A 23,918-nucleotide genomic window follows, 5' to 3' on the forward strand; every position below is an offset into this window, starting at 1 on the left:
GCCGAAGGGTCAGCGCCCCTCGCCGCTCTGGCGCTTGCGGCGGGACTGCTCGCGCAGCCACGCGAGGTACTCGGGGTCGTCGTCCGGCGCCACGGGCTCCGAGCGTCGCTGCGGTCCGCTGTCGGGACGCGTGCGGCTCAGCAGGATCCAGCCGATCGCGCCCACGTAGGGCAGCAGCACGATGATCGCCGCCCACAGCCACTTCGACACCCCGTACGGATCCTTCTCGGGACGCTGCATCGCGTCCGAGAGGGCGTAGATGACGAGCCCCAGGTAGACGAGGAGAGGAAGGACGCGAGCCATCCATCAAGCGTACGCCGGGTACCGTTGAGCCATGAGCGTTCTTGCGTACTGGGGTGCCCGGACGGGCATCTTCCTCGCCGTCCTCGGCGTGCTGTGGGCCGTGGGCTGGCGGGACGTGATCGCGTTCCTCGCCGCCTTCGTGGTGGCCTGGCTGGTGTCCTACCTGGCGCTCCCGGGCCTGCGCGTCCGCGCCTCCGAGCAGATGGACCGCTGGATCTCCCGCTCCGAGAAGGGGCTGCGCGAGGCCGACGCGGAGGAGGACGCCGAGATCGGCGCCGACACCGAGAACGGCTCCCCGGCCGGCCGCTAGCGCCGGAGCGCTACAGCGCCAGCCCGACCGCCATCAGCAGGCCGTAGGCGAGGCCCACGCCGCTGATGCCCTGGAACATCACCGCGAAGTTCCGGCCCGACGCGCCCATGCGCATGCCGAACGCGATGATCACCGACGGCAGCGCGACCATCGTCGAGATCAGCACCCACGGGTGCGCGAACGCGACGATCACCGCGAGCCCCACGGGCAGCGTCACCGAGGCCGCGAACAGCTGGCGGGCACGGAGCTCGCCGACCTTCACCGCCAGCGTGCGCTTGCCGGCGAGCGCGTCCGTCTCGAGGTCGCGGATGTTGTTGACCAGCAGCAGCGCGACCGCGTACAGCCCCACGCCCGCGGAGGCCACGACGGCCCACCACGTGACGTGGCCGGCCTGCGTGAGCATGGTGCCCAGCACCGCCACCGGGCCGAAGAACACGAACACGCTGACCTCGCCCCAGCCGGCGTAGCCGTAGGGCCGCGACGAGCCCGTGTAGGTCCAGGCCGCGACGATAGCGACCGCGCCCACCGCGAGCAGCCACCACATCTCGACGTAGACCACCAGCGCGAGGCCCAGCAGTGCGCCCGCGAGGAACGACAGGTAGGCCGCGCGCTTGACCGACGACGGCAGCGCCTTCCCGGAGGCGACGAGACGCTCCGGCCCGATGCGGTCGATGTCGGTGCCGCGGATGCCGTCCGAGTAGTCGTTGGCGTAGTTGGAGCCCACCTGCAGCGCCAGCGCGACGCCGAGCGCGAGCAGCGCCGGGATCAGCCGGAAGCCGCCCTCCGCGATCGCCGCGGCGGAGCCCACGATCACCGGCACCGCGCCGGTCCACAGCGTGCGGGGGCGTGCGCCCGCGATCCAGTCGGCGGTGGTGGTCATCGATCCTCCTCGCTCGCCAGGCCTCGTGCGGCCGGCCGGTCAATCTTCCCACCCGCCGTGCGTGGCACGGACGCGCGGACGATGCGCTTCGGGCGCTCGTACGAGGGCAGACCCTCGAGCGCCGCGGCGAGCGCCGCATCGTCCACCGGTCCCTCGACCACGGCGACGACGCGCTCGCCCCACTCGGGGTCGGGCACCCCGACCACCGCGGCGGCCGTCGCGCCCGCGCGCTCGAGCGCGAGCTCGACGCGCTGCGGGTGCACCTTGACGCCGCCGGTGTTGATGACGTGGTCGGCGCGGCCGAGCACGCGCAGCCGCCCGTCCTCGCGCAGCTCGCCCACGTCGGACGTGCGGAACCAGCGGGCGCCGTCGCGGGTCTCGAACGCCGCATCGTCCCCGTCGGCGTAGCCGGCCGCCAGCGTGGGCCCGGCGAGCAGGATGCGCCCGTCGGCCTCGAGCCGGACCCCCACGCCGTCGAGCGGGCGGCCGTCGTACACGCAGCCGCCCGAGGTCTCGCTCATGCCGTACGTGCGCACCAGGTTCGCGGGCGCGTCCCGCTCCGGCAGCGCGGCGCCGCCCACGAGCACGGCGTCGTACGCGGCGAGCGCGTCCCGGCCCTCCAGGTCCGCGAGCAGCCGTCGCACCTGCGTGGGGACGAGCGAGACGTGGCGGCGGCCTTCGGGCAGCCGCGCGGTCGCGTCCGCGAAGGACGATGCGGTGAACGGGCCGGCGGGCATCGTCACCAGGGGCGCGCCGGCCAGCGCCGCCCGGGCGACCACCATCGCGCCGCCGATGCGGGTCGCGGGGAGGGCGAGCAGCCACGCGGCCTCGCCGCCCAGGCGCTCCGCGGTGAGCGTGGCGGAGGCGCGGATCGCGGACGCCGGGACCAGCACCTCGCGCGGCGCGCCGGTGGAGCCGGACGTCGCGGCGGCGACGCCCTCGGCCCGCCCGGCGAGCGCATCGTCCACGGCGGCGAAGGGATCCTCGGCGAGGCGGGCGTAGGTCACGCGGTCCAGCCTAGGGCGGCCCCTACACTCGTCGGCATGACGACGACCCGCATCGCGGGCGCGCTCGCGGCCGCCGCCGCGGTGGCGATCCTCGCCGCGTGCTCGCCCGCCTCCGAGAGCGGCCCCACGACCACCCTGTCGATCGACGCCTCGCCGGAGGTCTCGGCGGTGGCGCTCCCGCCCGCGCCCGAGGACCCGACGCCGGAGATCGCGTGGCCGCTGACCGGCCTCGACGCGTCCGACGCGACCAAGGCCGAGCGCAACCGGCCGGCGCTGTCGATCAAGATCGAGAACACCGTCGACGCGCGCCCGCAGGAGAACCTCGACAAGGCGGACATCGTCTACGAGGAGTACGTCGAGTACGGCATCTCGCGCTTCATCGCGGTCTTCCAGTCGGACTACCCGGACTCGGTGGGCCCCATCCGCTCGATGCGGCCGATGGACCGCAACATCATGGGCTCGCTGGGCGGCCCGCTCGTGTTCTCGGGCGCGCAGAACCGCTTCATCGCGGACACGGTGGGCTCGGGCCAGGTGGTGGTGACCCAGGACCTGGGCGACTACGGCTTCTACCGCACGACCGACAAGGCCGCCCCGCACAACCTGCACGGCTACCCGGCGGACTTCGCGAAGCAGTCCGAGGGCGCGACGGCGCCCGAGCAGCAGTGGGACATCGCGTACCCGGCGTCGGAGGCGACCGCGCAGCTCAAGGGCGACAAGGCGTCGGTCATCGACATCACCATGTCCTCGCTCGCGCAGCCCGAGTGGCGCTGGAACAAGTCCAAGAAGCTCTGGATGCGCTACGAGGGGAGCACGCCCCACGTCACCACCGACGGCACTCAGCTGTCCGCCACCAACGTGGTGATGCTGTGGGTGACGGTGCAGTACACGTCGGGATCGTCGACCTCCTCGGTGCCGGAGACGCTGGTCGCCGGCCGCTCGGGCACGGGCTACGTCGCGTCCGGCGACCAGGTCATCCCGATCAAGTGGAGCAAGAAGGGCCAGTACGAGCCGTTCGTGCTCACCACGAAGAAGGGCGACGAGGTCGCGCTCGCGCCCGGGCAGACCTGGTTCGAGCTGATCCCGAACGCCGGCATCTACAACGCCACGTCGATCGACATCTCGTAGCCCGCTGCCCCCGGCCCCACCGCCCGGACCCGCTGCGGGGAGCTGAGCGACGGTTCCGGGAGGTCGACGATTCCTGCGGGGAGCCGGGCGACGCCCGCGGCTACCGCACCGTGTCGCCGGTCGCGGCGGTGACCCGCTGCAGGTACCTGTTGCCGGAGTAGCGCACGGTGATCTCGCCCTTTGGCAGCCGCCCCGTGGTGACCTTGGCCTGGTAGACGTCTCCGCTGCGCACGAGCGTGACCGCCTTCGAGACGGCCTTGCCGCCCGCGTAGACCCGGACGGTGCCCGTCTCGGGCGCGACCGCGCTCCTCACCTTGATGGTGAAGGTCGCCTTCCTGCCGCGCTTCACGGCGGTGGTGGCCGACGCCGTCACCTTCGGCATCGCCCGCGTGACGGTCGCCTGGACCGTGGTCCGGGCGGGTGCGAGGGAGGTCGACCCGAGGTAGCGCGCCGTGAGGAAGCGGGTGCCGGGCGCCCACGTCGAGGGCAGCGTGAACGTCGCCTTGCCGCCGTGCAGCGCCGCGGACGAGGTGCGCCCGCCGAATGTGAGCGTCACGGTCCCCGTCGGGGTGGTGGCGGCGCGGACGCGCACGGTCACGGTGCCCGCCTTGCCGTATGCGACCTGGGTCGCGCTCGCCCACATCGACGACGCGAGCCGCGGCTCCACCGTCAGCGTGGTCGAGCTTTCCGAGCCGGCGACACGGGCGGAGCCCGAGTACACCGCGCGCACCTCGTGGGCGCCCAGGTCGAGGCCCGACGGCAGCTTTCCGGTCGCGCGGCCGCCCGACAGCGTGACCGTCCGCACCTTCACGTCGTCGACGAGGAGGTCGACCGTGCCGGTCGCGCTGGTCGCGGAGGACACGGTCACCGTGGCGGTGGCGGCGGTGCCCTCGTAGGTGGTCGGGACCGTCACCGCGGTCGACGACTCGGCCCGCACCGGGTCGACCGCGGCGCCGGTGGCGATGCTGATGGTCGCGGCGGAACCGGAGGCGGACAGCACGTCGACCGTGAAACGCGAGTCCGGGTCGATGTACGTCTGGCCCGCGCGCCGCGACGCCTCCCAGACCCCGCCGATCGCATCGTAGGTGGCCAGGAAGTCGAGGAAGTCGCCGTCGAGCACCGACACGACCACGCCGGGCGCGTAGTCGATCACGCCCTCGCCGCTGTCGAGGCGCGGCAGCCCCGCCGACGCGTAGTACGTCGCCAGGTCGTCGTCGGCGCCGTGGCGGTACTCGACGAAGTAGGCCTCGCCCCGGTCCTCGTCGACGATCATCGCCGCCGTCGTGCCGGTCGACGAGCCGGTGGGGGCGAGCGTGAGCGTGGTCGAGGCGTCCGTCGCGGTGTCGACCGTGGCCGTCTGCCCGGCGAAGCCGGGCAGGTCCAGGAGATAGCGGAAGCCCGCGTCGAGCACGCCGGGCGGGTACGAGCCGACGGTGCCCGCCTGGGGGCCGAAGACCCCGTAGTACTCCCACCAGAAGCCGCTGCCGTCGCCGTGGTCCGCGAGCACGTCGGCGTGGCCGAGGCCCAGATTGTGGCCGAGCTCGTGGACGACGGTCGCGAGGTTCGGCTCCACGATCTGCACGTAGCCGCCGCCGGACAGGCGGCCCACGGACGCGATGCCGGTGTAGGGGTACGCGCAGCTCCGCGGCGAGTACACGATCAGGTGGTTGGCGGCCCCCGCGAAGTCGACGGCGGGGAACAGCGCGGCGGCGCGGCCCCACAGGGTCTCGTAGGACGAGGCGCACGAGCCGCGCAGCGTGAGCGTCGCCGTGCCCGCGACGTCGAGCGCGGAGATCGCCCCGCGCGCCTCGCGCACCCAGTAGGCCGCCGCGGACCGCGTTACCGAGGTCGCCGAGCCCAGCGCCACGTCGCCGGACACGGCGGGGTCGTCGATCGCCACGACGTACGCCCGGTGCGCGGACACCGCCGCGGCCGCGGCCGGCTCGTCGACGACGGTCGCGGCGAGCACCTCGGCGCCGTCGGCGGATGCGGTGCCGGCGACGGTCGCCGTCACCTCGGACCCGGACTCCGCGTCCGCGAGCGCGTCCGGCGCGTCGATCACGGTCACCTCGCCCGCGTCGGACACGAGGACGTGCTCGTACGAGGGCGCATCGGGCGTGTCGACCACCACGTCGAGCACGCGGCCGTCGACGGTCGTCGTGGACGTCTCCGCGCTCGCGGCGACCAGGCCGGCGAGCGTGAGCGACAGCGCGGCGGCGGCGCTCGCAACGGTGCGCGCGAGCGGCGCGTGGGGCATCGGCATGGGGCGAGGCTAGCCGCCAGGCATCAGGCCCTTCGCCCACCCACGCCGCGAGTCGCGCGCCGCCGGGCGATGATGGTCCGGTGATCACCGTCCTCACGGGTGCCGGGCTGTCCACCGGCGCGGGCATCCCCGACTTCCGCGGGCCGGACGGCGTGTGGACGCGGCACCCCGAGCGCGCCCGCCTGCTCGAGATCGACGTGTTCCTCGGCGACCGCGGCGCCCGCATCGAGGGCTGGCGGGACTGGGCCGCGCACGCGGCATGGTCGGCGCGTCCCTCGCCCGCGCATCGTGCCCTCGCGCGGCTGGTCGAGGCCGGCCTCAGCCACGACATCCTCACCCAGAACATCGACGGCCTCCAGCAGGCGGCCGGCACGCCGGACGATGCGGTGGTGGAGATGCACGGGCGCCTCGCGACCACGTCGTGCCTGGGCTGCGAGTGGCGCTGCGAGACCCGCGAGGTGATCGCGATGCTCGACGTCGACCCGGACCCGCGCTGCCCGTACTGCGGCGCGGTCCTCAAGCCCGACGTCGTCTACTTCGGGGAGGCGCTCAGCGACAAGGACCTCGACCGCGCGTCACGTGCCTCCCGCGCGTGCGACACGTTCGTGGCGATCGGCACGACGCTGCAGGTCTACCCGGTCGCGATGTACGCGGGATCGGCGCTGCAGGCCGGCGCGGAGCTCGTCATCGTCAACGCGTCGCCGACCGCGTACGACCGAGACGCGCACCGCGTGATCCGCGAGCCCATCGAGGAGGCGGTGCCGGCGCTGGTCGAGGAGTGGCTCGGGGCGTGAGCCCGCCCGCTCAGTACGCGTACGGGAAGCGGGTCCAGTCCGGCTCGCGGCGCTCGAGGAACGCGTCGCGCCCCTCCTGCGCCTCCTCCGTCATGTACGCCATGCGGGTCGCCTCGCCCGCGAACACCTGCTGGCCCGCGAGGCCGTCGTCCGCGAGGTTGAAGGCGAACTTCAGCATGCGGATGGCCTGCGGCGACTTGGTCGCGATCAGCGCCGCGTACTCGAGCGCCCGCGACTCCAGCTCCGCGTGGGGCACCGACTCGTTGACGGCCCCCCAGCGCTCCGCATCGTCCGCCGAGTACTCCCGGGCGAGGAAGAAGATCTCCCGCGCCCGCTTGTCGCCCACCTGCCGGGCGAGCAGCGCGCTGCCGTAGCCGGCGTCGAACGACCCGACGTTGGCGTCGGTCTGCTTGAAGCGCGCGTGCTCGCGGCTCGCGATCGACAGGTCGGAGACCACGTGCAGCGAGTGCCCGCCGCCCGCCGCCCAGCCGTTGACGGCCGCGATGGTGACCTTCGGTGAGGTGCGCATGAGGCGCTGCACCTCGAGGATGTGGAGGCGGCCGCCGTACGCGGGCGCGTCCTGCGCCGAGCCCTCGTAGAGGTAGCCGTCCTTGCCGCGGATGCGCTGGTCGCCGCCCGAGCAGAACGCGTGCACACCGTCCGCGGCGGGGCCGTTGCCCGTGAGGATGATCGCCGCGACGTCGACCGTCTGGCGGGCGTGGTCGACCGCCCGGTAGAGCTCGTCGACGGTCTGGGGCCGGAACGCGTTGCGCACCTCGGGCCGGTTGAAGCCGATGCGCACGGCGGGCAGGTCGCGCTCGCCGTCCGGACCCCGGCGCACCCACCGGTGGTAGGTGATGTCCGCGTCCGGGAAGCCGTCGACGGCTCGCCACTGGGTCGGGTCCATGAGGTCGGAGACCTGCGCCGGGATGTCGCTCATGAACTCCGAGCGTAGTGCGGGGTGCGGCCGCCCTAGGCTGAGCCCATGGAGTTCCGGCCCTTCCGCGTCGCGCTGTCGACGCGCTTCCGCGGCGTCACGGAGCGCCACGGCGTCCTCATCCGCGGCACCGGCCCCGACGGGCGGGACGCGTGGGGCGAGTACTCCCCGTTCGACGACTACACGCCCGAGCGCGCCTCCCGCTGGTGGGACGCCGCGATGGAGGCCGCCCGCGGCGACTGGCCGGCCCCGGTGCGCGACCTCGTCCCGGTCAACAGCATCGTCCCCGAGCTGCCCGCGGGCCGCGCCGCCCAGCTCGCCAAGGCGGGCGGCTGCACCACCGCCAAGGTGAAGGTCGCCGGCACCGTCTCCCTGAGGGACGATGCGCGCCGCGTCGAGGCCGTGGCGGTCGCCCTCGGACCCGAGGGCCGGGTGCGCGTCGACGCCAACGGCGCCTGGGACGTCGACACCGCGGTCAAGGCGCTCGCGGAGCTCGACGCGGCCGCCCGCGCCGGCGGGGGACCGGGGCTCGAGTACGTCGAGCAGCCGTGCCGCACCGTCGCCGAGCTCAAGGAGGTGCGCCGCCGCACCGACGTCCTCATCGCGGCCGACGAGTCCGTCCGGCTGCCCGGCGACGCCGACGAGGTGATGCGCGCCGGCGCCGCCGACATCCTGGTCCTCAAGGTCGCGCCCATGGGCGGCGTGGCCGCGTGCCTGCGGGTGGTGGAGCGGTACGACGTGCCCATCGTCGTGTCGAGCGCGATGGAGTCCTCGGTGGGGCTCGCGGCGGGCGTGGCGCTCGCGCGGGCCGTGCCGGAGCTGCCGTACGCGTGCGGGCTCGGCACGGGCGAGCTGCTCGCGACCGACACCGTGCGCGAGACCATCGTGCCGCGCGACGGCGCCATCGGCCCGGTGACCCTGGACGTGACCGCGTGAGCGAGCACCCGTCCGGGGCCTTCGCCCGCGCGCTCGTCGCGGCCCTCGCCGAGCGCGGCGTCGAGGACTACGTGCTCAGCCCGGGCTCGCGCTCGGGCCCGCTCGCGCACGCGCTCGCGGAGGCCGGCTCGGGCAACCCGCCGCTCGGCGCGCCGCGCGTCCGCCTGCACGTGCGCATCGACGAGCGGTCCGCCGCGTTCCTCGCGCTCGGCCTCGCGCGCGGACGCGCCGCCGCCGGCGACCCGCGGCCCGTCGCGATCGTCACGACCTCCGGCACCGCCGTCGGCAACCTCATGCCGGCGGTCATGGAGGCGCACCACTCCGGCGTGCCGCTGCTGCTGCTCACCGCGGACCGGCCCACCGAGATGCGCGGTGTGGGCGCGAACCAGACCACGGACCAGGTGGGCCTGTTCGGCGCGTTCGTGCGCTGGGGCGCCGACGTGCCCGCCGCGGCGCTCGGCGACCGGCCCGACCGGGCGACCGCGCTCGCGGACCGCGCCGTGCGGGCCGCGCTCGGCGACCGTGCCCGCGAGGACATGGCCGCCGCTGCCGGACCGGTGCACGTCAACGTCGCGTTCCGCGATCCTCTCGGGGCCGACGGCGGGCTGTGGAGCGACCCGCCCCGCCTGCCCACGCCGACCGGCGGGATCCCGATCGTGACGCCCGACGAGGAGCCCGCGCCGCTGCCCCCGGTGGCCCGCGGAGTCGTGATCGCGGGCGACGGCGCCGGCGACGTCGCGCGCCAGGTGGCCGAGGCCCACGGCTGGCCCCTGCTCGCCGAGCCGACCTCGCTCGCGCGCTCCGGCGCGCACTGCGTCCCCGACTACGTCCGGCTCCTCGAGTCCGCGCACGGCAGGGACCTCGCCGACCGCGTCCACCAGGTCGTGGTGATCGGCCGGCCCACGCTGACCCGGCCCGTGCAGGCGCTCATCGCGCGCGCCCCGGCGCTGCTGGTCGCGCGCTTCGGCGCCCGCTGGCGCGAGGCCCCGCCCCACGCGCAGGCCGTCCTGCGCGACGTCCCCGCCTCGTGGCTGTGGTCCGCCGCGCCGGACGATGCGGACCCCGCCTGGCTCGCCGAGTGGCGGTCCGCCGGCGGCAGGGTCCAGGCGCCCGAGGGCTGGGGCCCGCGCGTGGTGGCCGCCGAGTTCGCGCAGTCGCTGCGCGACGGGGTGTGGGGCGTGGTCGGGTCCTCGGGGCCCGTGCGCGCGCTGGACCGGCTCATGCCCGCCGCGCCCGCGGGCGCGGCGCCGATGCTGCTCGCCAACCGCGGCCTCGCGGGCATCGACGGCACCATCTCGACCGCCGCGGGCATCGCGCTCGCCTCCGGCCGGCCGGTGCACGCGCTCATGGGCGACGTCACCTTCCTGCACGAGGCCGGCGGGCTGCTCGTCGGGCCGCGCGAGGAGCGGCCGCGGCTGCGCATCGTCGTGGTGAACGACGGCGGCGGCACGATCTTCGGCGGCCTCGAGCACGGAGGCGCGCCCGCGGAGAACCTCGAGCGGGTGTTCACCACCCCCCACGGCGCGGACCTCGGGTCGCTGTGCGCGGGCTACCGGGTCCCGCATCGTGCGGTGCGCACGCGCGAGCAGCTCGCGGCGGCGCTCGCCGCGCCCGTCACGGGCCTCGAGGTGGTCGAGGCGCTCGTCTAGCCGCCTGCGCCCCTCCGTTCTCGCGGCCTGGATCGCGGGTGGATCCGCGATCGACCCGCATCCCGGGTCATCCGAGCCCCGATCGCGGGCGATGCGGACGATCGCCCGCGTCCCGGGTCGGTCCCGCTGCGAGGGTGCGAAGGACCGGCGGGCTAGCCGTCGCGGCGGGCGCGCAGCACCGCGTCGCGACGCACCATGACCTCGCCGTCGTGCCCCACGCCGTCGCGCTCGCGCATCTCCGCGACCTCGACGGTCCAGCCGTCGCCGAGCCCCGCGGCGGCGTCCTCCGCCGGGAACGCGAGCCGGCTGAGCTTGGGGTGCTCGAGCACGTGCGGGTCGCGCGGATCGTGACCGACCACCAGCAGCGTGCCGCCCGGCGCGATCAGCGTCGCGAGCCGCTCGACCAGCACCGCGATGCCCGCCTCGGGGTGCGCGTAGTGCGTGGTGACCAGGTCGAAAGATGCGGCCGGCAGGTCCGCGTGCAGCGCGTCGTCGACGCGCCAGTCGAGCCGCGCGGCGACGTCCTCGCCCGCGCGCGACGCCCGCTCCACGCCGCGCGAGACCGCCGTCGCGGAGACGTCGATCGCGGTGACGGTCCAGCCGAGGGTCGCGAGGTGCACGGCGTCCGCGCCCTCGCCGCAGCCCACCTCGAGCGCGCGGCCCGGGGTCAGGCGTGCCGCCTCCTCGACGAGCTGCTGGTTGGGGTTGGCGCTCCACACCGCGTCGTGGGAGGCGTAGCGCTCCTCCCAGGCGGTGGCGTCCCAGCCGTCGACCGCGGCCGGCGACGGGGCGTCCGGGTGCACGTGCGCGATCGCGCCGGTCACCACGGGCGCCTGCGCGCCCAGCGCGCGCCGCATCGGCTCGAGCTTCGCCTCGGACTCCGCCCACTCGGACGCGTGCTCGCTCGCCGCGACGATGCCGCAGCCCGCGAACAGGCGCAGGCGACGCGGGTCCTCGGCCGAGATCTCCGCCGAGCGCAGGCCGATGCACCACTCGCCGTCGCCGCCCGCGTCGATCCAGCCCACGGGCCCGGCGTAGCGGCCGCGGTCGAGGCCCTCGAGCTCGTCGATCACGCGCGCGGCGCCCAGCGTGGGCGTGCCGCACACCGCGGCGCTCGGGTGCAGCTCGCTCACGAGCTCGAGCGCGGCGACGTTGTGCGACAGCACGCCGGTGACGTCGGTGGCGAGGTGCATGACGTTGGGCAGGTGGAGCACGAAGGGCTCGTCGGGCACGTTGACCGACCCGCAGTGGTCGGCGAGGGCCTGCGAGACCGAGCGGACCGCGTACTCGTGCTCCTCGCGGTCCTTGGACGAGCGTGCGAGCGCGCCGGCGCGGGCGAGGTCGCGCATGTCGTCGCCGGTCATGCGGATGGTGCCCGCGAGCACGCGCGACGTCACGAGGCCGTGGTCGACGCGCGCGAGCAGCTCGGGGGTCGCGCCCACCAGGCCGTCGACGTGGAAGGCCCAGCACGTGGGGTACTCGGCGGCGAGGCGGCGCAGCAGCACCCGCACGTCGACGGGCCGCTCGGCGGTCGCCTCGACGGCGCGGGCCAGCACCACCTTCTCGAGCTCGCCGGCGCGGATCCTCGCGACCGCGGCGTCGACGGCGGTCGCCCAGGCGGCCTCGTCGCCGGCCGCGACCGTGACCTCGCCCGGGTCGGCCGGCGCCGTCGCCGCGGCGAGGGCCTGCGCGAGGGTGAGGGGCGCATCGTCCTCGCGGGAGATGGTGGTGAACCACGCGCGCCCGTCGCGGCGCCCGAGCACGTACCGGGGGACCACGAGCGAGCCGCCCGCGCCCGACGCGTCGGCGAACGCGAACGAGCCGAAGGCGACCAGGCCGGTGCCGCGCTCGCGGACGTCGTCGCGCACCTCGGCGTGGCGGCACAGCAGCCGCCACCAGTGCTGGGCGCTCGCGATGCGCTCCTCGCCGGCGCCGTCGAAGCGCGCGGCCTCGCCCCACGCGACCATGCCCTCGCCGCGCCGGACCCACGAGATCCCGGGCTCCGGCATCGCCGCGATCAGGTCGCCCGGGTCCTCGATGTCGATGGTGCGGACGAGGAGGGGTCCCGGAGAGGCGCTATGGACGGTCACTCCTCCACAGTAGGGCCGTTCCACCACCGCGCCGCACGCACGCCGACCCCCGCCAGGTAGTCGTTGACGAAGCGGCCGCCGGGGTCGAGCTCCTCGAACACGGCGCGCGCGTCCGCGACGCGGGGATGGGCCCGCGCGATCGCCGCGGCGTCGAACGCGTGCCACTTGCCCCAGTGCGGACGGGCCTCGAACGGCGCGAGCGCCTCCTCGATCCGCGGCAGCAGCGCGCTCACCTCGACCGGGTGCGGCGCCCACGTGAAGTGGATCGCGAGGGTGTCGCGGCCGTACGCGCCGGACAGCCACAGGTGGTCCGCGGCGACCGCGCGCAGCTCGGACACGAGCAGGTGCGGGCGGATGACCAGCCCCAGCGCGCGCACCGCCGCGAGCGCCTCGCCCGCGGCCTCCATCGGCACGAAGTACTCGGTCTGGATCTCGGCGCCGTTCGACGGGGTGTGCGTGAGGCGGAAGTGCGGCAGGCGGTCGATCCACGGTCCGGGCTGCCCGCCCTGCGGGGTGAGCGCGTCGGGGTCGCCGTCGACCAGCCGCGCGTCGGACTCGGGGCTGCGCGTCGCGCCGTGCCACTCGTCCGGCGGGGTCTTGTCCAGGCCCACGCCGCTCTTGCGCCAGATCTGCTGCACCGTCGGCTCGTCCCACGTCGTGAAGATCGACACCGAGTACGCGTCCGCGAGGATCGCGGGCGTGTCCGACAGCAGCGTCGCCCACGGCATCCCGGTGTAGACGTCCTGGCGGACGTCGTACGTGGGCTGCACGCCCAGCGTCACGGACGTGATGATCCCGAACGCGCCGAGGCCCACCGCGAGCGCGGGGAACTCCGGGTCGCCCTGGCGGCACGTGCGCAGGTCACCCTCCGCGTCGATGTAGTCGAGCTTGCGCAGCGCGGTGGCCTGGCAGCCGTTGCGCGCGCCCGAGCCGTGCGTGCCGGTCGCGATCGCGCCGACGACCGAGATGTGGGGGAGCGAGCCGGTGTTGTGCAGCGCCCAGCCGCGGTGCTGCAGCCACGCGCCGAGCTCGCCGTAGCGGATGCCGGCGGGCGCGGTCACGGTGGGCCACGCGGGGTCCGACAGGTCGATGTGCGGCTCGCCCTCGAGGCGGGTCGCGTCGATGAGCGTGCCGTCGGTGTCGGCGATCGCGTTGAAGCTGTGGCGGGTGCCCAGCGCCTTGATCCGGCCCGGCGCCTCGCGCACCGCGCGCGCCACCTCGTCGACGGTGCGGGCCTCGACCAGCCGCTCCGCGACGAACCGATGGGTCCCCGCCCAGGTGACGCCCACGTCGCTCATGATTCCAACGTAGCAACGGGGTCCCCGCGCGCGTGGTGCGCGCGCGGGGCGGCGTGGCGCGCCGCATCGCCCCCCCCGGGCGGCCGGACGCTGCGCGGGCCCGGCGGGCGGTCCCGCACGGGTCCCGCACGGAGCACCTTGCGCGCCCCTCTACGCTTGTCGGGTGCGTACAGAGGCCGATGTCATCGTGATCGGGGCGGGTCCGGGAGGGTCCGCCGCCGCCCGCTATCTCGCCGTGGAGGGCTTCGACGTCATCGCCCTCGAGAAGTCGAGGTTCCCCCGCGAGAAGGTGTGCGGCGACGGCCTCACGCCGCGCGCGGTGCGCGAGATCGACCTGATCGGCCTGCCGACGCCGCGCGACGAGGGCTGGATCCCCAACCACGGCCTGCGCATGGTGGGCGGCGGCCACCGCCTCGAGTTCCCGTGGCACGACCTCGAGTCCTTCCCGAGCTACGGCCTGTCGCTGCCGCGCGCCGACTTCGACAAGCGCCTCGCCGACCACGCGCGCGCCGCCGGCGCGGACGTGCGCGAGGGCTGGCACGTCGAGTCCGTCATCCGCGACGAGCGCCAGGAGGGCTACGCGGGCGGCGGCCGCGTGGTCGGCGTGGTCGCGCGGGAGACCGACGAGAAGGGCCGCAAGGTCGGCGAGCCCGTCGAGTACCGCGCCCCGCTCGTGATCGCCGCCGACGGCGTCAGCGCGCGCGTCGCGCTCGGCATGGGCATGGAGCGCATGGAGAACCGCCCCATCGGCGTCGCGGTCCGCACGTACTTCACCACGCCGCGCCACGACGAGGAGTGGATGGAGGGCCACCTCGAGATCTGGGACGGCGAGCGCGGCCGCTCGAACCTGCTGCCCGGCTACGGGTGGATCTTCCCCATGGGCGACGGCACCGCGAACGTGGGCCTCGGCACGCTCAGCGCGAAGGGCACGCCGCCCAAGCTCGACCACCGCGCGCTCCTGCGGGACTGGCTCGACCACTCGGCCGCGGACTGGGAGTTCGGCGAGCAGGTGGGCGGCATCAAGGGCGCGGCCATCCCCATGGCCTTCAACCGTCAGCCGCACTACGTGCCCGGCATGATGCTGGTGGGCGACTCCGGCGGCATGGTCAACCCGTTCAACGGCGAGGGCATCGCCTACGCGATGCAGGCCGCGCGCCGCGCCACCGAGTCGGCGGTCGCGTGGCGGGACGCGTCCGGCGCGCGCGACAAGGAGGCCGCGCTGGCGGGCTACGCGCGCATGATGAAGGACGACCTGGGCGGCTACTACTCGCTCGGGCGCGTGTTCGCCTCGCTGGTCGAGCATCCGGCCGTGATGAAGGTGTGCACGCGGTACGGGCTTCCTAGTCCTTTGGTCATGGAATTCACGTCTAGACTGCTGGCAGATGTCTACGAGCCTCGTGGCGGGAACTGGGCCGACAGGCTCCTGTCCGCTCTGACGCGGGTCGCTCCGGCGGCGTGACGGCATCCGCGACCTCGACGAAGACGGAAGGATAATCCCCTGTGAATCCGTACGTGCCGATCATCGTGATGATGGTGATCGCGGGGCTGCTCGCGGGCGCGGGCCTGTTCGTGAGCTCCATCCTGGGTCCGAAGCGCGCCAACGCCGCGAAGCTCGACCAGTACGAGTCCGGCCTGCAGCCCACCCCGGGCGCGGCCGGCGGGGGTCGCATCCCGATCAAGTACTACCTCGTCGCGATGACCTTCATCATCTTCGACATCGAGGTCGTCTTCCTGTACCCGTGGGCCGTCGCGCATGACGCGCTCGGCTGGTTCGGGCTGATCGCGATCATGACCTTCCTCGCCCTCATCACGATCCCCTTCGTGTACGAGTGGCGCCGCGGCGGATTCGAGTGGGACTGAGAGATATGGGTATCGAAGAGAGCGCTCCTCCGTTCATGCTCGGCATGGTCGAGGACTTCGTCGGCTTCATGCGGGCGGGATCCCTCTGGCCGGCCACGTTCGGCCTCGCGTGCTGCGCGATCGAGATGATGGCGACGGGCACCCCGCGCTTCGACATCTCGCGCATGGGCTCCGAGGTCTTCCGCGGCTCGCCGCGCCAGGCCGACATGATGATCGTCGCCGGCCGCGTGTCGAACAAGATGGCGCCGATCGTGCGCCAGGTCTACGACCAGATGGCCGAGCCCAAGTGGGTCATCTCGATGGGCGTCTGCGCCTCGTCGGGCGGCATGTTCAACAACTACGCGATCGTCCAGGGCGTCGACCACATCGTCCCCGTGGACATCTACCTCCCGGGCTGCCCGCCGCGCCCGGAGATGCTGCTCAACGCGCTGCTCGAGCTGCAGGAGCAGGTCAAGAGCACGCCGATGGGCCGCAACCGCCGCGAGATCGCCGCCGCCGCCGAGGCCGCCGCGCTCTCCGCCACCCCGACCTCCGAGATGAAGGGCCTGCTTCGTTGAGCGACTCCCAGGACCTCACCGGCACCGGCGCCCCGCAGGGCGGACCCCAGCCGGGTGAACGCGAGCAGATCACTCTCATCAACGTCCGCGAGGGCATGTTCGGCGCGCAGGGCGACACCTCCGGCTACGACCTGCTGGTCAAGCCCGTCGAGATGCCCGGCGCCTCCGAGCGCCCGTACGGCGAGTGGTTCGACGGCGTCGTCGACGTCCTCGAGGAGCTCCTCGGGGACGATGCGGCGGCCGCCATCCAGCACGTCGTCGTCGACCGCGGCGAGCTGACGCTGCACATCGCGCGCGAGCACCTGCCCGCCGTCGCGCAGCACCTGCGCGACGACCAGGACCTGCGCTTCGAGATGTGCCTCGGCGTGTCCGGCGTGCACTACCCGGCGGACCAGGGCCGCGAGCTGCACGCCGTGTACCCGATGCAGTCGATCACCCACAACCGTCGCCTCCGCCTCGAGGTCGCGGTGTCCGAGTCGGACGCGCACATCCCGTCGATCACCTCGATCTACCCGATGAACAACTGGCACGAGCGCGAGACCTGGGACTTCTTCGGCATCGTCTTCGACGGCCACCCCTCGCTCGCGCGCATCGAGATGCCGGACGACTGGGTGGGCCACCCGCAGCGGAAGGACTACCCGCTCGGCGGCATCCCCGTGGAGTACAAGGGCGCGGAGATCCCCTCGCCCGACAACCGGAGGCAGTACCGATGACCCAGACCGCTCCCCACGCCACGGGCGCGTTCGTCGAGGACCCCGACGCCCCCGAGTACAGCGCCTACGGCGGCGACTGGTCCGACATCGCCGACGAGGCCGCGCGCCTCGCGCAGCAGCGCATCGTCGTCAACATGGGCCCCCAGCACCCGTCCACCCACGGCGTGCTGCGCGTCATGCTCGAGATCGAGGGCGAGACCGTCACGGAGACCCGTGCCGGCATCGGCTACCTCCACACGGGCATCGAGAAGAACATGGAGTTCCGCACCTGGACCCAGGGCGTGACCTTCTGCACCCGCATGGACTACGTCGCGTCCATGTCGCAGGAGGCCGTGTACTGCATGGGCATCGAGAAGCTGCTCGGCATCACCGACGACGTCCCGGAGCGCGCGAACATCCTGCGCGTCCTCATGCTCGAGCTCACGCGCATCGGCTCGCACCTCGTCGCGGTCGGCACAGGCGGCAACGAGATGGGCGCCACCACGGTCATGACCACGGCGTTCGTCGCGCGCGAGGACACGTTCCGCGTCATCGAGATGATCTCGGGCCTGCGCACGAACAACGCGTACATCCGCCCGGGCGGCGTCGCCCAGGACGCGCCCGAGGACGCCGTCGCGCTCATCCGCAAGGTGATCCCGCAGATCAGGCAGAAGCTCGACGAGCTCGCGGACCTCCAGCTGGAGAACCCGATCTTCAAGGGCCGCCTCAAGGGCGTCGCGAACCTCGACCTCGCGGGCTGCATGGCGCTCGGCATCACCGGGCCGATCCTGCGCTCCGCGGGCCTGCCGTACGACGTGCGCAAGGCGGACCCGTACTTCGGCTACGAGACCTACGACTTCCAGGTCCCGACGTCGACCGACGCCGACGCCTACTCGCGCGTGGTCCTCCGCCTGGAGGAGTGCTACGAGTCGCTCAAGATCGTCGAGCAGTGCGCCGACCGTCTCGAGCAGACCGCGGGCCAGCCCGTCATGGTCGCGGACAAGAAGATCGCGTGGCCGGCCCAGCTGTCCGTCGGCTCGGACGGCCAGGGCAACTCCCTCGACCACATCCGCCACATCATGGGCGAGTCGATGGAGTCGCTCATCCACCACTTCAAGCTCGTGACCGAGGGCTTCAAGGTCCCCGCGGGCCAGGTGTACTCCGCGATCGAGGGCCCCAAGGGCCTGCTCGGCGTCCACCTCGTCTCCGACGGCGGCACCAAGCCCTGGCGCGCGCACTTCCGTGACCCCGGATTCAACAACCTGCAGGCGCTGTCGATCCTCACCGAGGGCGGTCAGGTCGCCGACGTCGTGGTGGCGATCGCCACGATCGACATGGTGCTGGGAGGCGTCGACCGATGACCTACGACGAGACCACGCTCGCGCAGCTGGCGGAGGACGCGGCCGCGATCATCGCGCGCTACCCCGTCAAGCGCTCCGCGCTGCTGCCGATGCTGCACCTGGTGCAGTCGGTGGACGGCTTCGTGTCGCCCGACGGCATCCAGTTCTGCGCCGAGCAGCTCGAGCTCACGGCCGCGGAGGTGTCCGCGGTCGCGACGTTCTACACGCAGTACAAGCGCCGTCCCAACGGCGAGTACCAGGTGGGCGTGTGCACCAACACGCTGTGCGCCGTCATGGGCGGCGACCGCATCTGGGACGAGCTCTCCGAGCACGTCGGCGTGGGCCACGACGAGACCACCGAGGACGGGCAGATCACGCTCGAGCGCCTCGAGTGCAACGCGGCCTGCGACTACGCGCCCGTGATGATGGTCAACTGGGAGTTCTTCGACAACCAGACCCCGGAGAGCGCGAAGCAGGTCGTCGACGACCTCCGCGCCGGCAAGGACGTCGCGCCCACGCGCGGCCCCGCCAAGGTGTGCTCGTTCAAGCAGGTCTCGCGCGTGCTCGCGGGCTTCGAGGACGGCCGGGCCGACGAGGACCAGGGCGCCGGAGCGCCCACCCTCGCGGGCCTCGCGGCCGCCAAGGAGCAGGGCTGGAAGGAGGCGGCGAAGTGACCGACCTCGTCCCCGTCCTGAGCGCCACCTGGGGCGCCGAGCAGTCGTGGAGCCTCGACACGTACACCGAGGCGGGCGGCTACGCGCCGCTCAAGAAGGCCCTCGGCATGGAGCCCGGCGACCTCATCCAGGCCGTCAAGGACTCGGGCCTGCGCGGCCGCGGCGGCGCCGGCTTCCCCACCGGCATGAAGTGGGGCTTCCTGCCCCCGGACGACGGCGGCCCCCGCTACCTCGTCGTCAACGCCGACGAGTCCGAGCCCGGCACCTGCAAGGACATCCCCACCATGATGTCCGCGCCGCACGCGCTCATCGAGGGCGTGATCATCACGTCCTACGCGATCGGCTGCAACCACGCCTTCATCTACCTGCGCGGCGAGGTGGTCCACGTGTACCGCCGCCTGCTGCAGGCCGTGCGCGAGGCCTACGAGGCCGGCCACCTGGGCAAGGACATCCACGGCAGCGGCTTCGACCTGGACGTGACCGTCCACGCCGGCGCCGGCGCCTACATCTGCGGCGAGGAGACCGCGCTCCTCGACTCGCTCGAGGGCCGCCGCGGCCAGCCGCGCCTCAAGCCGCCGTTCCCCGCCGTCGCGGGCCTGTACGCGCGCCCCACGGTCGTCAACAACGTCGAGTCGGTGGCCTCCGTGCCCGCGATCGTCGACAAGGGCGTCGAGTGGTTCACCGCGATGGGCACCGAGCGCTCGAAGGGCATGGGCCTGTTCTCGCTGTCGGGCCACGTCACGCGTCCCGGCCAGTACGAGGCGCCACTCGGCATCACGCTGCGCGAGCTCCTCGAGCTCGCCGGCGGCATCCGTGAGGGCCACGAGCTGAAGTTCTGGACGCCCGGCGGCTCGTCGACCCCGATCTTCACGCAGGACCACCTCGACACCCCGCTCGACTACGAGTCGGTGGGCGCGGCGGGCTCGATGCTCGGCACGCGCGCGCTGCAGCTCTTCGACGACACCACGTGCGTCGTGCGCGCGGTGACCCGCTGGACCGAGTTCTACAAGCACGAGTCCTGCGGCAAGTGCACGCCGTGCCGCGAGGGCACGTACTGGCTCACCCAGATCCTCAAGCGCATCGAGGCGGGCCGCGGCACCGAGGCCGACATCCAGCAGCTGCTCGACACGTGCGACTCGATCGCCGGCCGCTCGTTCTGCGCGCTCGGCGACGGCGCGACCTCGTCGATCATCAGCTCCGTCAAGCTCTTCCGCGAGGAGTACGAGGCGCACGTCGAGCAGGGCGGCTGCCCGTTCGACCACAGCGCCTCCGCGCTCTTCGACTACTCCGACACGCCCGCCACCGAGGAGGCGCACGCATGACCGCGACCGCGGACAAGCCGGCAGCGGAGGTCGTCGACACCGTCAGCCTGACGATCGACGGCACCGAGGTCTCCGTGCCCAAGGGCACGCTCATCATCCGTGCGGCCGAGCAGGTCGGCATCGAGATCCCGCGCTTCTGCGACCACCCGGCGCTCAAGCCCGCGGGCGCGTGCCGCCAGTGCCTCGTCGACGTGGCCAGCCCCGGCCCCGACGGCAACCTGCGCGCGTTCCCCAAGCCCCAGGCGTCGTGCACCATGACGGTCACCGAGGGCATGGTGGTGAACACGCAGCACACCTCCGAGGAGGCCGACCGCGCCCAGAAGGGCGTGATGGAGCTGCTGCTCATCAACCACCCGCTCGACTGCCCGGTGTGCGACAAGGGCGGCGAGTGCCCCCTGCAGAACCAGGCGATGAGCCACGGTCGTCCCGAGAGCCGCTTCGTCGACGTCAAGCGCGTCTTCGAGAAGCCGCTCGCGCTGAGCTCGGAGATCCTGCTCGACCGCGAGCGCTGCGTCCTGTGCCAGCGCTGCACGCGCTTCTCCAAGGAGATCGCGGGCGACGCGTTCATCGACCTCCAGAACCGCGGCGCGCAGCAGCAGATCGGCACGTTCGACGAGGACGTGCTCGACTTCGACGGCTACCGCCCCGTGGGCGCCGCCACCGTCGACGAGGCCGGCAAGGCCTTCTCCTCGTACTACTCCGGCAACACGGTCCAGATCTGCCCCGTGGGCGCCCTGACCTCCGCCGCGTACCGCTTCCGCTCGCGCCCGTTCGACCTCGTGTCGTCGCCGAGCATCTCCGAGCACGACTCGTCGGGCTCGGCCATCCGCATCGACCACCGCCGCGGCAAGATCCTGCGCCGCCTCGCGGAGAACGACCCGGTCGTCAACGAGGACTGGATCTCCGACAAGGACCGCTTCGCCTTCGCGTGGCAGAACCTGTCCGACCGCCTCACCCGCCCGCTGGTCCGCAAGGACGGCGAGCTCGTCGAGACCTCGTGGCCCGAGGCCCTCGCCGCCGCCGCGGCCGGCATCAAGGCCGCGACGGCCGCCGACGACGAGGGCGCCGCGCGCGGCGCCGCCGTCCTCACCGGCGGCCGCGTCACCCTCGAGGACGCGTACGCGTACCAGAAGCTCGCCCGCGTGGTGCTCGGCACCAACGACGTCGACTCCCGCGCCCGCGTCGCGAGCGACGAGGAGCAGGCCTTCCTCGGCACCCAGGTCGCAGGCACGGGCCTCGGCGTGACGTTCGGCGAGCTCGAGAAGGCCCCCGCGGTCCTGCTCGTCGGCTTCGAGCCCGAGGACGAGGGCGGCGTGGTCTTCCTGCGTCTGCGCAAGTCCCTGGGCCGCCAGCAGGTCCTCACCGTGGCGCCGTACCTCACGCGCGGCGCCGAGAAGCTCGGCGCCACCCTGGTGCCCGCCGTCCCCGGCCGCGAGGCCGCCGCGCTGGCGGAGCTGCCCGCGGACGCGAGCGAGGCCCTGTCGCAGCCGGGCGCGGTCATCGTGCTCGGCGAGCGCGCGGCCGAGGCCCCCGGGGCCTTCGTCGCCGCCCAGGAGCTCGCCTCGTCCACCGGCGCGCGCCTCGCGTGGATCCCGCGGCGTGCGGGCGAGCGCGGCGCCGTCGAGGCCGGCGCGCTGCCCGGCCTGCTGCCCGGCGGACGCACCGCCGCGCTCAAGGGCCCCCGCGACGTCGTCGCGAAGGCCTGGGGCGTGGACGCGCTGCCGTCGGCCAAGGGCCGCGACACCGCGGGCATCATCGCGGCCGCCGCGGAGGGCGCGATCGGCGCGCTCGTCATCGGCGGCGTGAGCGCCTCCGACCTCACCGGCGACGTCGCCGCGGCGCTCGAGGCCACCGGCTTCGTCGTGTCGCTCGAGGTGCGCCGCTCCGAGATCGCCGAGTCGGCCGACGTGGTCCTGCCCGTCGCCCCGCCGTCGGAGAAGCCCGGCACGTTCGTCAACTGGGAGGGCCGCCTGCGTGGCTTCGCCACGGCGATCCAAACCGACGCGATGTCCGACCACCGGGTCCTCGACCTGCTCGCCCGCGAGTGGGGCGTCGAGCTCGGCACCGGCACCGTCGAGGCCGTCAACGCGGAGCTCGCGGCGCTCGGTGCCGCGGAGGCCGCGCATCGTCCCGCCGCCCCCAAGGCCAAGGCCGCGCGCAACCCGCGCGCCAAGAAGGGCACCGCGGTCCTCGCGACGTGGCACCAGCTGGTCGACGAGGGCGCGCTGCAGGACGGCGAGCCCTACCTCGCCGGCACCGGCCGCGTCGCCGTCGCCCGGATGTCCGCCGCCACCGCGGCGTCGCTCGGCGACGCCGTCAGCGTCGAGGTCTCCACGGAGGTCGGCGCGGTCGAGCTGCCGCTCGTCGTCACCGAGGGCATGGTCGACGGCGTGGTGTGGGTGCCCGTGAAGTCCCCCGGCTCCTGGGTGGCGCGCGACCTGCGCGCGGCCGCCGGAGCCGTCGTCTCGGTGAAGGGAGCGGCGTGATGACCGTCCTCGCGTCCACGTCGGGCGTCCCCGTCGCGGAGGCCCTGGCCGCCGACCCGCTGTGGGTCGTCATCGTCAAGGCCGTCCTCGTCGTCGTGTTCCTGCTGACCTCCGTGCTGTTCGCGGTGTGGTTCGAGCGCCGCGTGATCGGCCGCCTGCAGGAGCGTCCCGGCCCCAACCGCCTCGGCCCGTTCGGCCTGCTCCAATCCGTGTCCGACGCGATGAAGCTCCTGTTCAAGGAGGACATCAGCGTCCGCAAGGCGGAGAAGGTGCTGTACATCGCCGCGCCGATGATCTCGGTGTTCTGCGCGCTGCTGATCTTCTCGGTGATCCCGTTCGGACCCGAGACCCGCATCTACGGCACGGACTTCTCCACGCCGCTGCAGCTCACCGACTTCTCCGTCGCGATCCTGTTCATCCTCGCGTGCGCCGCGCTCGGCGTGTACGGCATCGTGCTGGGCGGCTGGGCCTCCGGCTCGACGTACCCGCTCATGGGCGCGATCCGCTCGACCGCGCAGGTCATCTCGTACGAGCTCGCGATGGGCCTCTCGCTCGTCACGGTGTTCATGCTCTCGGGCACGATGAGCACGTCCGGCATCGTCGAGGCGCAGACCGACCGCTGGTGGGTGTGGCCGCTGTTCCCGGCGTTCATCCTCTACGTCATCTCCATGGTCGGCGAGACCAACCGCCTGCCCTTCGACCTCCCCGAGGCCGAGGGCGAGCTCGTCGCCGGCTTCATGACCGAGTACTCGTCCATGAAGTTCGCGTGGTTCTTCCTCGCGGAGTACATGAACATGATCAACGTCTCGGCGGTCGCCTCGACGCTGTTCCTGGGCGGCTGGCGCGCCCCATGGCCCGCCTCGTGGCCAGGAGCCGAGTTCCTCAACACCGGCATCTTCCCGCCGCTGTGGCTGATCCTGAAGATCTGGCTGCTCATGTTCGTGTTCGTGTGGATCCGCGGCTCGGTGCTGCGCTTCCGCTACGACCAGTTCATGAAGTTCGGGTGGAAGATCCTCATCCCGGTCGGCCTGGGATGGCTGGTGTTCTTCTCCGTCGGCCGCGCGCTGTTCGACCACTTCGACCGCGACCTCAACGTCTACGACGCGGTCGCCGGCATCGTCGCGATCCTGCTCGTCGTCGCCGTCTGGAGCCTCGTCACCGAGGACCGGTCGAAGACGGAGGACGAGGTCGACGCGGACGCCGAGCCCGAGGTGCTCGACGCGTTCGCCGGCGGCTACCCGGTGCCGCCGATGCCGCACCAGGTCCTGCCCCCATCGCCGCGCTCGGGCCGTACGGTCGAGGCGCATGTCGGCTCACGAGAGGAGGACTCCGAGTGAGCGGGTCCGACGAGGTCTGGAAGGTCAACCGCGAGCGCGACGCGAAGCGCGAGACCTT

21 protein-coding genes are annotated in these 23,918 nt (G+C 73.4%); 14 read left to right on the forward strand and 7 right to left on the reverse strand.

What is annotated here, in order from left to right; all coding sequences use genetic code 11:
- Positions 1 to 9 precede the first annotated feature (9 nt).
- Positions 10 to 303 carry a PLD nuclease N-terminal domain-containing protein gene (locus AOM02_RS10040; protein WP_062299013.1) on the reverse strand — a complete coding sequence of 98 codons (294 nt, stop codon included), beginning with the start codon at positions 301 to 303 and terminating at the stop codon, positions 10 to 12.
- Between the two features lie 31 nt (positions 304 to 334).
- Here AOM02_RS10040 and AOM02_RS10045 point away from each other — a divergent pair, with 31 nt between their 5' ends.
- The gene (locus AOM02_RS10045; RefSeq protein WP_062299014.1) at positions 335 to 613 is read left to right on the forward strand and encodes a DUF4229 domain-containing protein; all 279 of its coding nucleotides are present in this window, start codon (positions 335 to 337) and stop codon (positions 611 to 613) included.
- Positions 614 to 623: 10 nt separating this feature from the next.
- Here AOM02_RS10045 and AOM02_RS10050 read toward each other — a convergent pair whose 3' ends face one another.
- Together AOM02_RS10050 and AOM02_RS14500 are read right to left on the reverse strand one after the other, a co-directional pair.
- Entirely contained in the window at positions 624 to 1,493 is an 870-nt protein-coding gene (locus tag AOM02_RS10050; protein WP_062299015.1) for a 1,4-dihydroxy-2-naphthoate polyprenyltransferase, read from the reverse strand.
- On the reverse strand, positions 1,490 to 2,500 hold the full coding sequence (locus AOM02_RS14500; RefSeq protein ID WP_062299016.1) for an AMP-binding protein: 1,011 nt from the start codon (positions 2,498 to 2,500) through the stop codon (positions 1,490 to 1,492). Before AOM02_RS14500 ends, AOM02_RS10050 begins: the two co-directional genes overlap by 4 nt.
- Before the next feature lie 36 nt (positions 2,501 to 2,536).
- On the opposite strand from AOM02_RS14500, the gene AOM02_RS10060 reads away from it, so the two are divergent.
- Positions 2,537 to 3,625 (forward strand): DUF3048 domain-containing protein, encoded by a 1,089-nt coding sequence (locus AOM02_RS10060; protein ID WP_062299017.1) that lies wholly within the window; start codon positions 2,537 to 2,539, stop codon positions 3,623 to 3,625.
- Between the two features lie 100 nt (positions 3,626 to 3,725).
- Here AOM02_RS10060 and AOM02_RS10065 read toward each other — a convergent pair whose 3' ends face one another.
- Positions 3,726 to 5,888, reverse strand: a complete 2,163-nt coding sequence (locus AOM02_RS10065; protein ID WP_062299018.1) for an Ig-like domain repeat protein — start codon at positions 5,886 to 5,888, stop codon at positions 3,726 to 3,728.
- Positions 5,889 to 5,968: 80 nt separating this feature from the next.
- Between AOM02_RS10065 and AOM02_RS10070 the strand changes: the two genes are divergently transcribed.
- Complete coding sequence (locus AOM02_RS10070) at positions 5,969 to 6,682, forward strand: SIR2 family NAD-dependent protein deacylase (RefSeq protein WP_228373813.1); 714 nt, start codon at positions 5,969 to 5,971, stop codon at positions 6,680 to 6,682.
- 10 nt (positions 6,683 to 6,692) lie between these two features.
- Here the strand turns inward: AOM02_RS10070 and AOM02_RS10075 are convergent, their stop codons facing one another.
- A complete protein-coding gene (locus AOM02_RS10075; protein ID WP_062299019.1) occupies positions 6,693 to 7,622 on the reverse strand; it encodes a 1,4-dihydroxy-2-naphthoyl-CoA synthase in 930 nt (309 codons plus the stop codon).
- A 45-nt stretch (positions 7,623 to 7,667) separates the two neighbouring features.
- On the opposite strand from AOM02_RS10075, the gene AOM02_RS10080 reads away from it, so the two are divergent.
- On the forward strand, positions 7,668 to 8,555 hold the full coding sequence (locus AOM02_RS10080; RefSeq protein ID WP_082105018.1) for an o-succinylbenzoate synthase: 888 nt from the start codon (positions 7,668 to 7,670) through the stop codon (positions 8,553 to 8,555).
- On the forward strand, positions 8,552 to 10,204 hold the full coding sequence (gene menD / locus AOM02_RS10085; RefSeq protein WP_062299020.1) for a 2-succinyl-5-enolpyruvyl-6-hydroxy-3-cyclohexene-1-carboxylic-acid synthase: 1,653 nt from the start codon (positions 8,552 to 8,554) through the stop codon (positions 10,202 to 10,204). The genes AOM02_RS10080 and menD overlap by 4 nt, the downstream gene beginning before the upstream one ends.
- Before the next feature lie 152 nt (positions 10,205 to 10,356).
- On the opposite strand, the gene AOM02_RS14735 is transcribed toward menD, so the two are convergent.
- The gene (locus AOM02_RS14735; RefSeq protein ID WP_082105019.1) at positions 10,357 to 12,294 is read right to left on the reverse strand and encodes an isochorismate synthase; all 1,938 of its coding nucleotides are present in this window, start codon (positions 12,292 to 12,294) and stop codon (positions 10,357 to 10,359) included.
- Positions 12,291 to 13,592, reverse strand: coding sequence for an FAD-binding protein (locus AOM02_RS10095; RefSeq protein ID WP_062299021.1), 1,302 nt, complete (start codon positions 13,590 to 13,592; stop codon positions 12,291 to 12,293). The genes AOM02_RS14735 and AOM02_RS10095 overlap by 4 nt, the downstream gene beginning before the upstream one ends.
- Before the next feature lie 163 nt (positions 13,593 to 13,755).
- On the opposite strand from AOM02_RS10095, the gene AOM02_RS10100 reads away from it, so the two are divergent.
- The 9 genes from AOM02_RS10100 (at position 13,756) to nuoH (ending at position 23,860) form a co-directional block, all read left to right on the forward strand.
- Entirely contained in the window at positions 13,756 to 15,051 is a 1,296-nt protein-coding gene (locus AOM02_RS10100; RefSeq protein ID WP_062299022.1) for a geranylgeranyl reductase family protein, read from the forward strand.
- 68 nt (positions 15,052 to 15,119) lie between these two features.
- Positions 15,120 to 15,452, forward strand: a complete 333-nt coding sequence (gene ndhC / locus AOM02_RS10105) for an NADH-quinone oxidoreductase subunit A (RefSeq protein WP_062299052.1) — start codon at positions 15,120 to 15,122, stop codon at positions 15,450 to 15,452.
- A 5-nt stretch (positions 15,453 to 15,457) separates the two neighbouring features.
- Complete coding sequence (locus tag AOM02_RS10110; protein ID WP_062299023.1) at positions 15,458 to 16,009, forward strand: NADH-quinone oxidoreductase subunit B; 552 nt, start codon at positions 15,458 to 15,460, stop codon at positions 16,007 to 16,009.
- Positions 16,006 to 16,722 (forward strand): NADH-quinone oxidoreductase subunit C, encoded by a 717-nt coding sequence (locus AOM02_RS10115; RefSeq protein ID WP_082099480.1) that lies wholly within the window; start codon positions 16,006 to 16,008, stop codon positions 16,720 to 16,722. Before AOM02_RS10110 ends, AOM02_RS10115 begins: the two co-directional genes overlap by 4 nt.
- Positions 16,719 to 18,062, forward strand: a complete 1,344-nt coding sequence (locus AOM02_RS10120; protein ID WP_062299024.1) for an NADH-quinone oxidoreductase subunit D — start codon at positions 16,719 to 16,721, stop codon at positions 18,060 to 18,062. The genes AOM02_RS10115 and AOM02_RS10120 overlap by 4 nt, the downstream gene beginning before the upstream one ends.
- On the forward strand, positions 18,059 to 18,715 hold the full coding sequence (gene nuoE / locus AOM02_RS10125) for an NADH-quinone oxidoreductase subunit NuoE (RefSeq protein ID WP_062299025.1): 657 nt from the start codon (positions 18,059 to 18,061) through the stop codon (positions 18,713 to 18,715). The genes AOM02_RS10120 and nuoE overlap by 4 nt, the downstream gene beginning before the upstream one ends.
- Positions 18,712 to 20,037, forward strand: coding sequence for an NADH-quinone oxidoreductase subunit NuoF (nuoF, locus tag AOM02_RS10130; protein WP_062299026.1), 1,326 nt, complete (start codon positions 18,712 to 18,714; stop codon positions 20,035 to 20,037). The genes nuoE and nuoF overlap by 4 nt, the downstream gene beginning before the upstream one ends.
- The gene (locus tag AOM02_RS10135) at positions 20,034 to 22,523 is read left to right on the forward strand and encodes an NADH-quinone oxidoreductase subunit G (RefSeq protein WP_062299027.1); all 2,490 of its coding nucleotides are present in this window, start codon (positions 20,034 to 20,036) and stop codon (positions 22,521 to 22,523) included. The genes nuoF and AOM02_RS10135 overlap by 4 nt, the downstream gene beginning before the upstream one ends.
- A complete protein-coding gene (nuoH, locus tag AOM02_RS10140) occupies positions 22,523 to 23,860 on the forward strand; it encodes an NADH-quinone oxidoreductase subunit NuoH (RefSeq protein WP_062299028.1) in 1,338 nt (445 codons plus the stop codon). The genes AOM02_RS10135 and nuoH overlap by 1 nt, the downstream gene beginning before the upstream one ends.
- Positions 23,861 to 23,918 lie beyond the last annotated feature (58 nt).

Source organism: Demequina maris (genome assembly GCF_000971155.1).
Taxonomy (GTDB): Bacteria; Actinomycetota; Actinomycetes; order Actinomycetales; family Demequinaceae; genus Demequina; species Demequina maris.

Bases quoted from the DNA above. Each gene is read 5' to 3' on its own strand.
- AOM02_RS10050 (WP_062299015.1), bottom strand. From the start codon at position 1,493: ATGACCACCACCGCCGACTGGATCGCGGGCGCACGCCCCCGCACGCTG.
- AOM02_RS10075 (WP_062299019.1), bottom strand. From the start codon at position 7,622: ATGAGCGACATCCCGGCGCAGGTCTCCGACCTCATGGACCCGACCCAG.
- AOM02_RS10045 (WP_062299014.1), top strand. From the start codon at position 335: ATGAGCGTTCTTGCGTACTGGGGTGCCCGGACGGGCATCTTCCTCGCC.
- AOM02_RS10110 (WP_062299023.1), top strand. From the start codon at position 15,458: ATGGGTATCGAAGAGAGCGCTCCTCCGTTCATGCTCGGCATGGTCGAG.
- nuoH (WP_062299028.1), top strand. From the start codon at position 22,523: ATGACCGTCCTCGCGTCCACGTCGGGCGTCCCCGTCGCGGAGGCCCTG.
- AOM02_RS10065 (WP_062299018.1), bottom strand. From the start codon at position 5,888: ATGCCGATGCCCCACGCGCCGCTCGCGCGCACCGTTGCGAGCGCCGCC.
- AOM02_RS10120 (WP_062299024.1), top strand. From the start codon at position 16,719: ATGACCCAGACCGCTCCCCACGCCACGGGCGCGTTCGTCGAGGACCCC.
- AOM02_RS10135 (WP_062299027.1), top strand. From the start codon at position 20,034: ATGACCGCGACCGCGGACAAGCCGGCAGCGGAGGTCGTCGACACCGTC.
- AOM02_RS10040 (WP_062299013.1), bottom strand. From the start codon at position 303: ATGGCTCGCGTCCTTCCTCTCCTCGTCTACCTGGGGCTCGTCATCTAC.
- AOM02_RS10095 (WP_062299021.1), bottom strand. From the start codon at position 13,592: ATGAGCGACGTGGGCGTCACCTGGGCGGGGACCCATCGGTTCGTCGCG.
- nuoE (WP_062299025.1), top strand. From the start codon at position 18,059: ATGACCTACGACGAGACCACGCTCGCGCAGCTGGCGGAGGACGCGGCC.
- ndhC (WP_062299052.1), top strand. From the start codon at position 15,120: ATGATGGTGATCGCGGGGCTGCTCGCGGGCGCGGGCCTGTTCGTGAGC.
- AOM02_RS10080 (WP_082105018.1), top strand. From the start codon at position 7,668: ATGGAGTTCCGGCCCTTCCGCGTCGCGCTGTCGACGCGCTTCCGCGGC.
- AOM02_RS10060 (WP_062299017.1), top strand. From the start codon at position 2,537: ATGACGACGACCCGCATCGCGGGCGCGCTCGCGGCCGCCGCCGCGGTG.